The following is a 13727-nucleotide window of genomic DNA, read 5'->3' on the forward strand; positions in this document are numbered from 1 at the left end:
TTACCCCGCCTACGCAGCCAGACGCATCGAACGATGCGTCAGCCCCAACCGTTGAACGCCAAGCAGGAGTTCTTGATCCAAATCGAAGGGCAGCACCTCCAGGCTCAGCCCGCCACCGAAGTCGAAGGGATCGAGCGGGCTCTGGAAGGCCTCCGTCTGCGGATAGATCAAGGCCATGCGTCCAACGCCGGCGAGGTACTTCTGCCCGTAAGCAAAGAGTTGATAGAAGTCCGACTGGCTCAGGCCGTACTTGTCAACGCGCTTGCTGGCATCCAGCAGCTTCCACTTGGTATCGAGAATCCAGTGTTGGCTGCCATCGGCAATGTAGATGTCAGGCTCCAGCTGGAAGATGGGCTTCTGCTGGTGCTGGCAAAGCGACGTGCTGCGAGCCGGCGTGCGCATGTCGACGCCAGGCGCCAGCGATGCTCGCAGCCAGCGAACCACGAAGCGCTCGAACAGCTTCTCCATCGGGAACAGCAAGCTGATGCCCTGGTAGTCACCAGCTACTGCTAGCGGCATGTGCTGGTTCAGGATCAGCTCGCACCATGGTTTGGCGGGTCGATAGTGCGCCAGCAAGCGGTCCTGTCCCCAGGCGCGGAAATCTTGGTCCACCTGCCCGCTGGCCGGGATCTCCGCCAAGCGGAAGCTCAGCTCCTGGGCCAGGCGCCAATGGCGAGCGTCCTGCGTGCTCTGGCGTACCCGGTTCAGTGCAAGCTTCAGCAGTCGGTTCTCGGGCCGGTCGGGCAAGTAGACCTCGTGGCGCACGTGAAAGCGATGCTCGCGCCCGGGCGGCTGCCGCAGTTGTCGGTTGAGGTCGAGCTGTCCGCGCAAAAACGGCAGTTCCTCATCCACCCGTTGGTACTCGAAGCGCAGGCCGCGGCTTACCAGCGTGTCCAGCTCGTGCAGAAACCGCCCCATCACCCACTCGGACAAGGGCGCATCGAACAGCTGCAGCGAGGCCACGCCGACATCGCGCGTGGGCAGATCCAGCAAGGCCAGCAGCAGCTTGCGCAGCAGCGCGCGCGCCTCGGCCAGGCTCCCGCTCTCCGCATGGTGCTTAGGCACGATCTCCAGCACCGTGCCGCAAGGCGTCTGGATCACGCCTACGAAGTTGTCCAGTTTCAACCGCCGCCGCCCCTCCACCTGCAGCAGCCGCGCACCGCCGCGCGAGAAACGCTCGCTCAAGCGGCATAGGTAGTCAAAGGCCGATTCGCTGACCGGCGCGCAATCCAACGTCGCAGCCACTGGCTCCGTGCAGAGCCAGGCATGCTCTCGAACGCTGACCTTGCGCGGCGCCGGCCTCATTCGTCGTCCTGCGCCTCGCGATGGTCGATCACGCCCAGATAACTCTCGGCATACAGAAACGCATCGTCGTTGACTGACCAGACCTGGGGGCTGTGAGCCACGTTGACGTTCGCGCCGAAGAGTTCGTCAATGTCGACGCCCCTAGTGCTCACAAACTGGAACGTTTCCGGCTTGCGGTGGTCGTTGAGCACCCATTGGATGCGCCGCCAGTCATCGAAGAAATACTCCTGCAGCAGCGGCAACACCTGATTGCTGAAGATCTCGGCCAGCTTGTCCAAGGTAGGCGTCTGCCGCAGCGGCATGAAGTAGGCATGGCCCAGGCAGTGATCCCGATCCAGCAGCGCCTCGATACGTTGATTGAGCACCGACAACAGGCTGCCGACCGAAATGCCTTCGACATCCACGCCTTCCAGGAGGTCAGCCCGAGGCGGCATTGCCTTGAACACGAAGCGGCGGCGCAGCGCCACGTCCATTCCGGTCAGCGAGCGGTCGGCTGTATTCATCGTGCCGATCAAGTAGACGTTCTGCGGCACGCTGAACGGCTTCTTGGAATATGGCAGCACCGCCTCAAGGGCCTCGCTGGCCCCGGCCCGTTTGGACGGCTCGATCAGCGTGATCAATTCGCCAAAGATGCGAGATATGTTGCCGCGGTTGATCTCGTCAATGATCAACACGCGTGCGTCGCTTGGTGTGGCTGCTGTAGTGCCGCGCGTCGCTCGCGCGGAGCCGCCCAGCATCTGCTCAACCAGCGGCGCCAACACGTTGGCATAGCCGTTCACAACATACGGTTCCAAGCCCTTGCCTGGCAAACGCGAAATGGCCTGCTTGTCGCGGATGTCCTCCACGCTCAAGACGCCGCCGCGCACAGCGTCTGCCAGTACCAGCAGCATGCTCTTGGCAAAGTGCAGCTTGTTGCCATTGGGCTTGGACAGCTCGACCAGCTCGCCGGTGACTTGCGTGATCTTGTAGTCCGAGCTACCCACCTGCCCGAGGCGCAGGCCGACTGCCTCCACAACGGCCGCCTGCTGTCCACCCAGCAAGCGCTGGAGTTTGTCGAGGTCGATGGACGGCGAGCGCAGCTCGTACAGCGTCATCTGGCTGAACTGGCTGTTCATCAGTTCGCCATGGGGCAGGGATGGCTCGTAGACACGCAGCCACTTGACCGGTCGCATCTGCGCGTAGCCGTCCGGATAGTCGCTGTGAGGCTGAAATTTGTATTCGCCGCTCACCTCGCCAATGGCGCGGAATTTGAAGTTCCCATCGGTGATCACCAGCAGGTCGCCAGGCTTCATGCGGGTGACAAAAGCCGTAACGCTCGTCACCGTGTAGTCGGTCTGCGGGTTCTCCACCGGCAGGCCATTTGCGGTGCAACGCTTGAGCACGTCGTCGCGTGCGGTGCAGCCGGTGAAGTCCACGCCGCCGCCATAGCCCAGCAGCGCGTAGCCCTTCTTGATGCACTCGTCATAAACCGCAGCATCGCTGCCCAGCGTATTGCCCAGCGACATCTTCCATATGCGTCGCCCGCGAATGTCGATAGGCGTCGCTGGTGCTGCAGTTTCTTGCGGGCGTGTCACCTTCGCTGCCGCCGCTTCGCACAGCGACTTGAACACGCCGTCCACCACCTCGTACCGGATCTGCCCGGTGTCCTCGTTCGTCGTTGCACGCAGCCCCTCCACGAAGTCCTCATAGCTGAAGCTCTGGTGAAAGGTCACGAAGCGGATGCGGCGTTGCTGTACCAGCGTGTCGAACCGCGACTTCAGAGCCACACGGTCCGTCCGGTGCTGCTCCAGATAGGCTAAGTCCAGTACGGCTAGCGCAGCGTCGATGGTGGAGTAAGTCTTGCCCGTGCCTGGCGGTCCGAAGAGGATCTGGTTCAACGGAGACAGGGCGGTTCTAGAAGGGGACTCGACAACAGGAGCGGGTGGAGGCGTAGCTACAGCGCCGAACTGACCCTGTTTTGCGAAGCTCAACTGGTAGTGGCGGGCGCCGAGCTTGGTGAGCACGGCGTAGTCGCCGGCCCTTAACTGCTGGTCCTTCATCAGTTTGCCCATCTTGGGCTGGATGCGGTGCCGGTCATTCAAGACCCAGGCTTCAGCCAATCGAGTTCCGTCCGGCAAGTCCAAGGCGAAGGTCTCGGCAGGTCGCTCGCCGACAGCGCAGAAGTTGGCTGCAGCGAACAAGCGCTGCAGCTTCGACACCTTCACTTGGCCATTGCGAACATTGGCGTCGTTCAGCATGACTGTCAGCCGTTCCTCGCCGCGGCCGTAGTCATCTGGCCAGCAAGGTGCCCGATGCGTCACAGGCTTGATGCGGGCATCGCCGGCCGCCTGCTCGACCCACTCGGCCACGCTATCGGTCGTAAGCGGGCGAATCGTCTGGTCTTCAACCTCGCCGATTTGCACGTTGGTTGCGCCATTCACCACGCTCAGCCGCAGGGCTATGGTGGCCCCCCAGATTTCCGGATCCTCCGTGCGTCCGGCGCGCACCATCTCAGCCTTGGTAATCCACCAGTCCAGCCCGCGCTGATGCAGGCTGCGAACGAGTTCGACAAATGCATCGACAGCGCCCTCTGCCTGTATTGCTTCCATCAAGCCATTGGCGGCGGCAAAGTGGTGAAGCACATCGTCGCCATCTGACGCCGAGGTGCGCGCCTGGGCCGCCTCCACCTGCGTAAGGATGTCGTCGGCATAGCTCATCACGGACTTGCCGGCGCGTTGGGCCATGAAGCCTTGGTAGAGCGCGACGGCATCCTTGGGGGGATCGCCCGCACCGGGCCACACTTGCCGCAGCATCGGCCCCATGTAGATCGGCAGGATGCAAGGTTGCTCTCGGTCCTGGTACAGGAAGGCGATCTTGCGGCGGAAGATAGGCCAGAGGTCGATGCGTTCCACCTCATCCAGCCGGCCCGCGCGCGCAGCCTGCGCCGTCTGCACGATCAATTGCTTGATGGCCGCAAAGGCTTCATCGGCCGTGCGCCCGTACTTGCTGTACCAGCCGTAGTTCCCGTCCTGCATCACGCCGCGTTGGGCTGAAGGTTCTTTGGCTGCAGTGCTGCTGCGCGAGTAGATGCCGAACTTCAGTGACGAGCCGCCCCATATCGAGCCCAAGGCCTCGGTGTGCTTTTCTATCCACCGGCAGAAGTGATCATCGTCGCCGGCTTGGTTGTACTCGCGCAGCGTGATGTTCGCGAGCTTCTCCAGCGGCCAACGTTGCAGGAACCGGGTCCAAAGAGTTTCGCGATCAGCGATGCTGAGCGACGGTGTGGTGGCGCTCATGCGAGTGCCTCCTCCACGGCATCAACAATATCCGGGAGGCGCAGCTGGGCGGAGATCAGGCGGGGCAGGAGGGTGTCGCGAAGTTGTGCCAAGCAGCAAGCTTGTTGGCCGTAGAGCCGCGCGTAGATCGCTTTCGCTACCTCCGCAAACGCTTGACGCAGCCTCGATGGCGGCACCGCGACCATCTTGGTTCTCAACAGCAGCTTCTCGTCCAAGTTTGGCACTGATGTCCCGTTGATGTAGTTCCAAATCTCTTTCGACTCACGCATTTCAGCGAGGAACCTATCAACGAAGATCGCCGTCGCAGCGTCGCCGCATTCCAGACGCTTTACGAAGTTCGAAAAGATAACGGGCTGGCCGTACATGGCCGAAAACGGGGCGCCAGCCCAAAGCGGGCGGCCGCAAGGTCCGGCGCCAGATGAAGCAAGCAGTACTTGCGAACTGCTCAACAGACGCTTCTCCATGGCGGAGCCCTTGACCCATCTTGTCGGAGCGTCAGGAGCCCAACCAAGAGATCTTAGTTTTTCCATATCAACGCCGCGCAAGCTAGTTGCCGGCACCAGGTCGGCAGTCGTCTGCTCATCCTCACCCCACAGGCCGCCGATAGTGACGCTGGCAAGTGAGCCTAGCGGTTGAGCTGCCCATCCGCTTGGGATCTGGCCCAACTTGGAATCCTCGAAGCTGTCGGGGAAGAGCGCGGCGGTGGCTTCGTCCATGCCTTCTGGTGCGCAGCCGTCGCGCTTGGCGCGCACGGGGTCGAAGTCCACGAACCACGACTTGAACAGCGCCTGGGCGATGGCTTCTAGCGTGGCGTTGGTTTCGCGGAGGAGGGTGATGCGGTCGTCTAGGCACCCTATGAACGCCGCGATTGCATTCTGGGTTCGCAGGGGCGGTAGGCTTAGTTCAATGCTGCGTAGCGATTTGAGCGGCGTGGCAATGCCCGGCGTTCCGACTTGCGATGCGTTCATCAGCAGAGCCGCGCGGCCAGTGGAGCTCTTGAAAAAGTACATCAGGTACAGCGGGTTGACCCTTTCTCGGTCAACTGAAAGCTTCATGAGGCTGGTGGAGAGCATGTATCTGAGACCGTCATCCGGTGTGATGCCGGTCTCGCCGATATTTCCTCGATGCGGGAACACCAGATCTCCAGGCCGCAAGCAACAACTTGCCAGCGAATCAGCAGTTGCTTCCGATACGTACACGTAAGCGCCTTCCGGTTCGCGAGCGCCAGTGAGGTTGTTGCCCCGAATGACGCGCACACCGGATGGCACATATAGATCTGCCTTCATACGTGAGCCGAATGGCCCCACGGCCATCGAACCGGGCGTGGCCGCAGCTAGCTGCCCGATCGAAACACGTGACCAGTCAGAACTCATACCCGAGCTCCCCCAGCTTCGCCCTAATCAGTGCATCCAGCTCCACCCCCTTGGCCATCTGCTCGCCCAGCTGCTCGGTCAGCCGCGCCATCTTCTCCGCAAAGACCTCGTCGTCGTCTTCGACCTCCTCGGCGCCCACATAGCGCCCCGGCGTCAGCACATGGCCGTGCTGGGCGATCTCGGCCACCGGCGCGCTGCGGCAAAAGCCCGCAATGTCGGCGTACTCGCCCGGCACCTCGCCGGCCGGCGCTTCGCCACGCCAGGCCGCCACCGTGGCTGCGATGCGCTCAATCTCTTCGTCAGCAAACTCGCACTGCACCCGGCTGATCATGCGACCCAGCTTGCGGGCATCGATGAACAAGACCTGGCCTTTGCGCGCGGCTGGCTTCTGCTTCGCCAAGAACCACAGGCATGCCGGAATCTGCGTGTTGAAGAACAGCTGCCCCGGCAGGGCCACCATCACCTCCACCACATCGGCGTCCACCATCGCGGCGCGGATGACGCCCTCGTTGTTCTGGCTGGAACTCATCGAGCCATTGGCCAGCACGATGCCGGCGCGGCCGGTGGGCTTGAGGTGATGCAGCATGTGCTGCAGCCAGGCGTAATTGGCGTTGCCTTCCGGCGGGTCGCCAAACTGCCAGCGTGGGTCGCCCTCCATGCTGCCATGCCACCAGTCGCTGATGTTGAAGGGCGGGTTGGCCAGGATGAAGTCCGCGCGCAGGTCGGGGTGCTGGTTGCGCGTGAAGGTGTCGGCTGGCTCGCGGCCCAGGTTGAAGTCGATGCCGYGGATGGCCAGGTTCATCGCGGCCAGGCGCCACGTGGTGGGGTTGGCTTCCTGGCCGTAAATCGACGCATCGCCCAGCTTGCCGCCGTGCGCCTCGATGAAATGCTCGGACTGCACGAACATGCCGCCCGAGCCGCAGCAGGGGTCGTACACCTGCCCATGATGCGGCGCCAGCACAGCGACCAGCGTCTTGACGATGCTGGCCGGCGTGTAGAACTGCCCGCCCCGCTTGCCCTCGGCGCTGGCGAACATGCCGAGGAAGTATTCGTACACCTGGCCCAGCACGTCGCGGGCGGCGCTGGGGTTCTGACCAAAGCCGATGGTGGACACCAGGTCTACCAACTCGCCGAGCTTGCCGTCGGGAAGCTGCGCTCGGGCATAGCGCTTGTCCAGGATGCCCTTGAGCTTGGGGTTCTCGGTCTCGATCAGGCTCAGTGCYTCGTCGATCACCTTGCCGATCTCTGGCCGCTTCGCCTGGGAGCGCAAGGCCTCCCACCGGGCCGCCTCTGGCACCCAGAACACGTTGACGGCCGTGTAGTAGTCGCGGTCATCGGCTTCGGCGGCCAGGTCTTCGGGGCTGGCGTTGCCGTAGAAGTACTCGTCGGCCGGGTCAGCCAGCCGCGCCACCACCTCTGCGCGGCGAGCGGCAAACGTGTCGGAGATGTACTTCACGAAGATGAGGCCCAGCACCAGGTGCTTGTATTCGGCCGCGTCCAAGTTGGCGCGCAGCTTGTCGGCCGTGGCCCAGAGAGTCTTCTTGATGTCGTCGAGCATGGGAACGGGATGCGGAAATTTGTGTAGTCAGTTGGCTGCCGGCAGCGCGGCGCTGGAGGTGTCGGGCTTCGGCTTCAGGCTCACCCAGTAGCCGGAGCCGTTCTCAACGGACACGACCAGGTCGGGATAGGCGCGGACCATGTCGGACAGCGCCGTGTGGCCGAAGGCCTTGGGTGAGAAGCCGGGGTCAGTGCGCTTGAGGTATTGGCCCAGGGCTCCCAGCCCGACGCGACCATCGGGCGCATCGGCCGCCAGCAGCGTGACCGCGTTCAGGACTGCCTTGGGACGCTTCTTGGGCGCCGGCTTAGGCGCGGGAGCAGGAGCCGGTTTGCTGGCGGATTTGGTGTCTTCGGCCGATGCCGCAGGCTCGGGTGGCGCCCACTCAAAGAACTGGTCGCTGGCGTTGCGCAGCGCATCCGGCGTCTTGGCTTCGCCCACGATATGCACCGTCGCGCCGCGCTCGCGCAGCTTGCGGCACAGGTAGGCGAAATCGGAGTCGCTGGTGACCAGGCAGAAGGTGTCGGCCCGCTGGTCGAACAGGGCTTCCATGGCGTCAAGCGCCAGGGCGATGTCCGAAGTGTTCTTGCCAGCCGCGTACTGGTACTGCAGGCAGGGCGTGAAGGCCAGCCGGACCAGCGCTTCTTGCCACTTGTTGGCTAGGGTGGCGTGGTTGCCGTAGCCCCGGCGCAGCACTACGCGGCCAAACTGCGCCACCATGCGGAGCGCAAAGTCCAAGGCCTCCGGCTTGATGTTGTCGCAGTCCACCAGGACTGCAACGCGCGCGTCTGCGCCCACGCCTGCATTCGTGTGCAGCATTTCTCCCCCTAGAGCGAGGAGATGATAGTGGCGCGGTAGGCAGAACCTTTTTCCTCCAGCAGATGCGCAATCGTGACAGCAGTGCGGGCCGCGCCAGTGGCTTACGTTGCCTTCCAATGCCACGAAAATCACCGCATGCACATCCTCGACGAGGTGCGCCGCTAGACCGGCCTGCCGTGCTGACGAACGTGCACGACGCGCAGTTCCCGGCTCTGGTCGTACTCGCGGTACCAGGTCTTGAGCGCGTTCTTCGTCGGATATCCCAGCTGCCGAATGGTCAAGCCGATGCGCTTGCCCAGCTTGATGTACAGATGCACGGCTCGAAGCCGATCCTCGTATGGGTACATGAACTACCTCCAGGTAGTCCAAGAAATCGCCCGCATCCCCAAAAGCCGAAAGTTCAGACTTGAGTGAGACACGGGTTCAAAGCCCGCCGACTCGCTCAGCGCCAAGTGGCTGATCAGGGCCGGTTTTCAGTTTTGAGTTGTGCGCAAACCGACATTGGCTCTTGAGCTGAGTCAGCCGTCCACGGCCGAGGGGCTATTCACCTCCCGGACATGCTCAAACAGGTCGAAGACGGAAAGACCCAGGCTGTTCGCAATCACCTCAACGGCGTTGAGCGTCGGGTTCGCCTGGCCAGTTTCGACGCGGCTCAAGTAGGTCTGATAGAAGCCGCAGTGCTCCGCGAACTCCACCTGCGTAAGCCCAGCAGCAATGCGCAGCTGGCGTACACAGTCACCAAATTGTTTGCTCAGACCTATAGACACGACCACCACTGTCAGTGCTATGCTCTGATTCGCATAAACACTAATTCATATATTTGTGCCTCCGTGACTTGAAACGGCCTGCCAGGTCTTCGTCCGCAACTTCCTTTTCCAGGAGCAAGCGATGAACATCTCCCTGATCAACGCCGGGTCTGAACTCAACCCGCTTTGCCGCTCGTACGTCTGCGCAGTGTTCGACGTGCTCAAGCTCCAGATTCAGGCCGATGCCGGCGTTCACGCCACACAACTCCTCTGGGCAGTCGGCGTCCTGTCGGACCACAGGCCTCACTATCTGGGCGCATGGCACGTGCACGACCCCAAAGACGCCTGGTGGCGCGCCATCGCCGGCGACCTTCTGGACCGCGGCGTCGAGCGTCTTCGCATCGTGATCGGCCCGGACCTCGATGAAATCCAAGCCGCCATGGCGCCCCGATACCGCTATGCCGCGGTATTGCCGGCGTCCGCAGCCCTTGCCCATCCCGAGATCGAATCGACCCTGGCTGGCCATCGCCAGTACATCGAGCGCGCCCTGGACGTCACCAGTTGCCTGAGCCTGGTCCTGAAGCGGGCCGCAGCTCGCCACGGCCCCTTCGCCAACGCGGCTGCCGCCGCTGCGCTGCTCCGTCGATCGGCCGAGCGCTGCATCTCTCGCGACTGGCCGGAGCCCTCTGCGCCCATGCGCGCGCTGCGCTCGCCCGCCTCCACGGCGCTGACCGCGGCATTCAGCTGACCAGCCTCTTCGCAAGGCCTGGCCATGAACATCAAGAAGACCCTCGCCAGCATCCGTGCTGCCCTGCTGCGCCGAGGGAACTCGGCGCAGGACGCCGAGGACCTGGTTCAGGAAGCGTGGATTCGCCTGGCGGGATACCAGCGCGAACAGGTCGTGGCGCAGCCCGAGGCATTCATGATGCGTACCGCGCTGAACCTCTCCATCGACGCCCACCGTTCCCGAATGACGCGTGGCGACGAGGTGCTCGTGGAGGAAGCGGTCATCATCGATCTCGCGCCCACGGCCGAGGATTCGATGCTCGCCAAGGAGCGCCTCGCACGGCTCAGCGAGGGGCTCAGCCGCCTGAGCGAGACCACCCGCGCCATCTTGCTGTCCCACCGCCTGGACGGCCTCACATATGGCGAGATCGCGCGGGCTCGTGGCGTGAGTATCACCACCGTGCATACGCACATTGCCAAGGCCACCTTGCAGCTCACCAGTTGGATGGAAGGCTGGTAGCCGTGCCGTCAGACGGAGCGTCCGACGCGCCGGGGAAAGCGATAGAAGCGCAGCCGCTTGTGACGCCAGAGATCGCGTCCGAAGCTGCTGTCTGGGTTGCACGCCTGCACGGACCCGACAGGTCAGTCGCCGTGGACCGCGAGTGCCTCGAGCTGGCGCTGCGCATGTCCGCGTCGACGAGCGCTTCGTGATGAAGCCAGGTGAGCGTCTGCGTATGCAACTTCCAGGCGTGGAAACACGCGAAGTCCGGGGTTCGTGGGTGGACCGGCCGAACATCGAGCACTTGACCGCCTGGCAGCGCGGGGAGGTGGTTCTTGACAACGCCCCGATCAGCGATGCGGTTGCAGAGATGAACCGCTACGGCAAGCCACCCGTGGTCATCGTCAACATGAAAGCGATCGGCGGGCTGCGCATCAGTGGCGCCATGCGCGCGGGAGACAGCGAGGCTTTCGCGCAGGCAGTTGCCAGCCTTCATGGACTGAGCGTGAGAAGGACCGACGGCCGCATCGAGCTCGACAAATAGACGGACGGCACAGGCGGGCGGCGCACTAGGCAACGCGCGCCGCCATCGAAAGGGTGGCGGCCTTGTGCTGCGTGTGCCACGACTCGTGTGCGTTTTGCCGGACAGAGCGCGCCGTCTCGACCGACGAATTTGAAAGCAGTTGAAAAGGCGCTGCCGCTCCGACAAGAGACGGAACCAGTGGACGTTTGAGTCCTTGATATTTTCCTGGTCGCGACGTCGGTGGTTTCCTGGCTTCATGCGAAGCGGTCTCGTCATACCGCTTAAAGCGTTCGGTCGCGGATCCTTCAAGTGGCACTTTCAGCTGGCCGGGAGGTCCGCAGAGCTGTCTGGCAACTACCGGCGCTGTAAATCCGCACATCTAGACAGTTAGAAATCAACGGTCTGCAATCGCCTCCGCAGCCGACGCTGCGAGCCCGCTGATCGAGCGGCGCAGGGTTTTACAGCACGCGCAATTGCGGGAGTGACGCATGAATCCCTGGTTTACACGCACCGGAGTTCGCATGAAGAATTCATCAACGGATCCAGAACCACGGCAGTCCGAGTCCGCGTGCGCGGACTTAGAGGCTGCCGAAAAGGAACTCGCCACGGACGATCCAGCGAAAGTGGACCTCGACCGCGGGCGCGTGTACATCAGACTGGGCGCCTTGGGTCCACGCCTGCGCGCTCTGGCGACACTCGAGCGGACGTCGGTGTCAGCGTTGATGCGGCGCGCCGCCGTGCAGATGCTTCGCGACCGACCGGTCGAAGCCGATGAAGGTGGCAATCTCCCGCGGGCGGATCGCTCCCAGTGGGTGAGAGTCCACCTGAGCTTGCCACAGGCGCATAGTGATGAGCTGGCTGTGCGAGCGCGTGCTGCTGATATGTCGCGCAGCGAATTCGTGTGGTCGCTGCTGCAAGGCAAACAGCCGCCGCCGGTTCCGGCCGATTTCGCGTCGGCAGTTCGTTGCCTGTACTTGTCCACGGATCAAGTCGCGGCGCTCTCCACGGACCTGAGCGTGTTCTTGCGGTTGCTGGAGAAGGCCAGCACGCGTGCACCCGAGCTCCAGCCATTTCGTGAAAGCTTGAGGACGCTGCGTGAAGATGTTCGCGAACACCTGAAACGAGCCTCGACGCTGCTTGCGGCACTTGAGCCCTACCGGAGACCGAGACCATGAGCACCAGCCAAAGCGTTGATGGGATCCTCGTTCATTGGGGTGAGCGGCTGTTCTACCCTGGCAACCGGATCGTCAAGCCGGACTACACGCCGCGGCTGGACGGGTCGCTGAAGTCCAGGGCAGCCGTCGTCCGCGGTCGCATCGCGCTGACCGTACGCCGACCGCCGCAGGCATTCGTGCGGGTCACCGGCGGGGGGCGGGGCATGGGAGCGATCGCAAGCCACCTGGCCTACATCACCAAGGACGGTGAGTTGGCTTTCGAGGACGACCGTGGGGTGATTCGCGAGGGCAAGGCTGCGCTGTCGGACCTGGTGGACCAATGGCGTTACGGCGGCCCCTACATCGCTAAGGTCGAGAGTCGGCGAGAGGCGTACAACCTGGTGCTGTCGATGCCCTTCGGGACTGACCCGGACCTCGTGAAGCAGGCTGTGCGTGAGTTCGGCCGGGCCGAGCTCGCAGGACATCGTTACGTGATGGTGCTGCACAAACACCAATCGACGCCGCACGTCCATCTCTGCGTCAAATTGGAGTCCAGGGATGGCAGTCGTTTGCAGCACGGTCCGCAGGACTTGYACCGCTGGCGAGAGACGTTTGCATATCGGCTCAGAGGTCTTGGCATCGAGGCGGAGGCGACTCGACCGGCATTGCACGGCGAAGTCCGCAATTTCGAGCCGCTCTGGCGGCTCAGTGCCAAGGAGGAGGGACGGCCGCTGACAACGTCGTTCCCTACGGAAAGAGGTCCCGCGCACGAGCGCAAGTGCCGTGAAGCGATGGAGGGCTGGGCAGGAATTCTGAAAGCACTTCGGTCTTCGGACCTGGAGGAGGACCGAAAGCTTGCAAGGCAGGTGATCGACTTCATGGTTCGCACCCCCTTCGCTAGAAAGGTCATCAGCAAGAACCCAGAAAAGCTGCGAGTTGCCGCTCAGTACCTGCAGTCCAGTGACCGTGAGCCGCCGAAGACCGTGACCCTTCAGCGGTCCGGCCCGGAGTGGACGCGTTGACGCCGCATTCCGCACGTCTGCTCGGGAGTGGAGGGGCGGTGCGCCATGAGGCAATCTCGACGGGGTCGAGAATCGATAGCGTCGATGGATGGCAAATGTGGGCCATGTCGATATCTAGGCGGCCGGCACAGCGGCGCGGGTGAGATGAACCGCTAAGCAATCTGACCGTCCGCATCGTCAACATGGAAGCGGTCGGCGTCATGCGCGCGGGGGACAGCGAGGCATTCGCACACCGTTGCCAGCCTTCATACCACGCCATCCTGATCTCAGTTCTACTTCGGCGCTGACAGCGACACTACCCAGCCAACGCCTTGGATCTGCACCAAAGGAGACGGCCCTTGAAATCTCTGCTGCCAAGCGACGAGGACTTGCCTTCCTGGCTGCATACGGCCTTGCTGTTGGGCCTCGTGTCTGTCTTCGGGCTGCCTTTGATCTGGTCTGGAGCCAAGGCGCTGCTGACCGGAACGATGCTCCCCGTAAGCGGCCCGGACTTCGGGACCTGGCTGATCAGCTCACTGCCCTTGCACGGCCGAGCAGCTCGGGTCGGCGGACTGGCATTGGTCGTGCTGGGAGCGGCCTTTCTGGCCCTCGGCCTGGCCTGGACACGTTGGGCTGCCAAGCGGCGCCTCGTGAAGGCGGTGCCATGGGGCTTGCTGGTGCTCGCGCTGCTGCTGATGCGCTGGGCCGGTGCGCTGACCCGGCCTTGAGCCGTGTCCGCCCCGGGGTGGCG

13 protein-coding genes are annotated in these 13727 nt (G+C 63.2%); 6 read left to right on the forward strand and 7 right to left on the reverse strand.

Annotated features, from left to right (window positions below; translation table 11 throughout):
• Positions 1–9: 9 nt before the first annotated feature.
• The 7 genes from AC1DW3_RS04040 to AC1DW3_RS04070 all read right to left on the reverse strand — a co-directional run bounded on the left by AC1DW3_RS04040 (position 10) and on the right by AC1DW3_RS04070 (position 9103).
• On the reverse strand, positions 10–1185 hold the full coding sequence (locus AC1DW3_RS04040; RefSeq protein ID WP_477928816.1) for an McrC family protein: 1176 nt from the start codon (positions 1183–1185) through the stop codon (positions 10–12).
• A 116-nt stretch (positions 1186–1301) separates the two neighbouring features.
• The gene (locus AC1DW3_RS04045; RefSeq protein ID WP_477928818.1) at positions 1302–4580 is read right to left on the reverse strand and encodes an AAA family ATPase; all 3279 of its coding nucleotides are present in this window, start codon (positions 4578–4580) and stop codon (positions 1302–1304) included.
• Positions 4577–5953: a restriction endonuclease subunit S gene (locus tag AC1DW3_RS04050; RefSeq protein WP_477928820.1), complete on the reverse strand. Its 1377-nt coding sequence runs from the start codon at positions 5951–5953 to the stop codon at positions 4577–4579. The genes AC1DW3_RS04045 and AC1DW3_RS04050 overlap by 4 nt, the downstream gene beginning before the upstream one ends.
• A complete protein-coding gene (locus tag AC1DW3_RS04055) occupies positions 5943–7511 on the reverse strand; it encodes a class I SAM-dependent DNA methyltransferase (protein ID WP_477928822.1) in 1569 nt (522 codons plus the stop codon). The genes AC1DW3_RS04050 and AC1DW3_RS04055 overlap by 11 nt, the downstream gene beginning before the upstream one ends.
• Positions 7512–7538: 27 nt before the next feature.
• Complete coding sequence (locus AC1DW3_RS04060; RefSeq protein WP_477928824.1) at positions 7539–8327, reverse strand: NYN domain-containing protein; 789 nt, start codon at positions 8325–8327, stop codon at positions 7539–7541.
• Between the two features lie 161 nt (positions 8328–8488).
• Complete coding sequence (locus AC1DW3_RS04065) at positions 8489–8674, reverse strand: hypothetical protein (protein WP_477929168.1); 186 nt, start codon at positions 8672–8674, stop codon at positions 8489–8491.
• Between the two features lie 171 nt (positions 8675–8845).
• Positions 8846–9103 carry a helix-turn-helix domain-containing protein gene (locus tag AC1DW3_RS04070; protein ID WP_477928826.1) on the reverse strand — a complete coding sequence of 86 codons (258 nt, stop codon included), beginning with the start codon at positions 9101–9103 and terminating at the stop codon, positions 8846–8848.
• Between the two features lie 112 nt (positions 9104–9215).
• Here AC1DW3_RS04070 and AC1DW3_RS04075 point away from each other — a divergent pair, with 112 nt between their 5' ends.
• The 6 genes from AC1DW3_RS04075 to AC1DW3_RS04100 all read left to right on the forward strand — a co-directional run bounded on the left by AC1DW3_RS04075 (position 9216) and on the right by AC1DW3_RS04100 (position 13704).
• Positions 9216–9821, forward strand: coding sequence for a transposase (locus AC1DW3_RS04075; RefSeq protein ID WP_477928827.1), 606 nt, complete (start codon positions 9216–9218; stop codon positions 9819–9821).
• A gap of 24 nt (positions 9822–9845) precedes the next feature.
• On the forward strand, positions 9846–10319 hold the full coding sequence (locus tag AC1DW3_RS04080; protein ID WP_477928829.1) for an RNA polymerase sigma factor: 474 nt from the start codon (positions 9846–9848) through the stop codon (positions 10317–10319).
• Between the two features lie 190 nt (positions 10320–10509).
• Positions 10510–10842 carry a FecR family protein gene (locus AC1DW3_RS04085; protein WP_477928830.1) on the forward strand — a complete coding sequence of 111 codons (333 nt, stop codon included), beginning with the start codon at positions 10510–10512 and terminating at the stop codon, positions 10840–10842.
• Positions 10843–11309: 467 nt separating this feature from the next.
• The gene (locus AC1DW3_RS04090; RefSeq protein WP_477928832.1) at positions 11310–11996 is read left to right on the forward strand and encodes a hypothetical protein; all 687 of its coding nucleotides are present in this window, start codon (positions 11310–11312) and stop codon (positions 11994–11996) included.
• The gene (locus AC1DW3_RS04095; RefSeq protein ID WP_477928834.1) at positions 11993–12997 is read left to right on the forward strand and encodes a relaxase/mobilization nuclease domain-containing protein; all 1005 of its coding nucleotides are present in this window, start codon (positions 11993–11995) and stop codon (positions 12995–12997) included. The genes AC1DW3_RS04090 and AC1DW3_RS04095 overlap by 4 nt, the downstream gene beginning before the upstream one ends.
• Before the next feature lie 338 nt (positions 12998–13335).
• On the forward strand, positions 13336–13704 hold the full coding sequence (locus tag AC1DW3_RS04100; RefSeq protein ID WP_477928835.1) for a hypothetical protein: 369 nt from the start codon (positions 13336–13338) through the stop codon (positions 13702–13704).
• Positions 13705–13727 lie beyond the last annotated feature (23 nt).

The organism is Roseateles sp. P2_H4, from assembly GCF_056403315.1.

Excerpts from the sequence above, each read along its gene's own strand:
- AC1DW3_RS04045 (WP_477928818.1), bottom strand. The coding sequence starts at position 4,580 with ATGAGCGCCACCACACCGTCGCTCAGCATCGCTGATCGCGAAACTCTT.
- AC1DW3_RS04050 (WP_477928820.1), bottom strand. The coding sequence starts at position 5,953 with ATGAGTTCTGACTGGTCACGTGTTTCGATCGGGCAGCTAGCTGCGGCC.
- AC1DW3_RS04060 (WP_477928824.1), bottom strand. The coding sequence starts at position 8,327 with ATGCTGCACACGAATGCAGGCGTGGGCGCAGACGCGCGCGTTGCAGTC.
- AC1DW3_RS04065 (WP_477929168.1), bottom strand. The coding sequence starts at position 8,674 with ATGTACCCATACGAGGATCGGCTTCGAGCCGTGCATCTGTACATCAAG.
- AC1DW3_RS04075 (WP_477928827.1), top strand. The coding sequence starts at position 9,216 with ATGAACATCTCCCTGATCAACGCCGGGTCTGAACTCAACCCGCTTTGC.
- AC1DW3_RS04080 (WP_477928829.1), top strand. The coding sequence starts at position 9,846 with ATGAACATCAAGAAGACCCTCGCCAGCATCCGTGCTGCCCTGCTGCGC.
- AC1DW3_RS04085 (WP_477928830.1), top strand. The coding sequence starts at position 10,510 with ATGAAGCCAGGTGAGCGTCTGCGTATGCAACTTCCAGGCGTGGAAACA.
- AC1DW3_RS04090 (WP_477928832.1), top strand. The coding sequence starts at position 11,310 with ATGAATCCCTGGTTTACACGCACCGGAGTTCGCATGAAGAATTCATCA.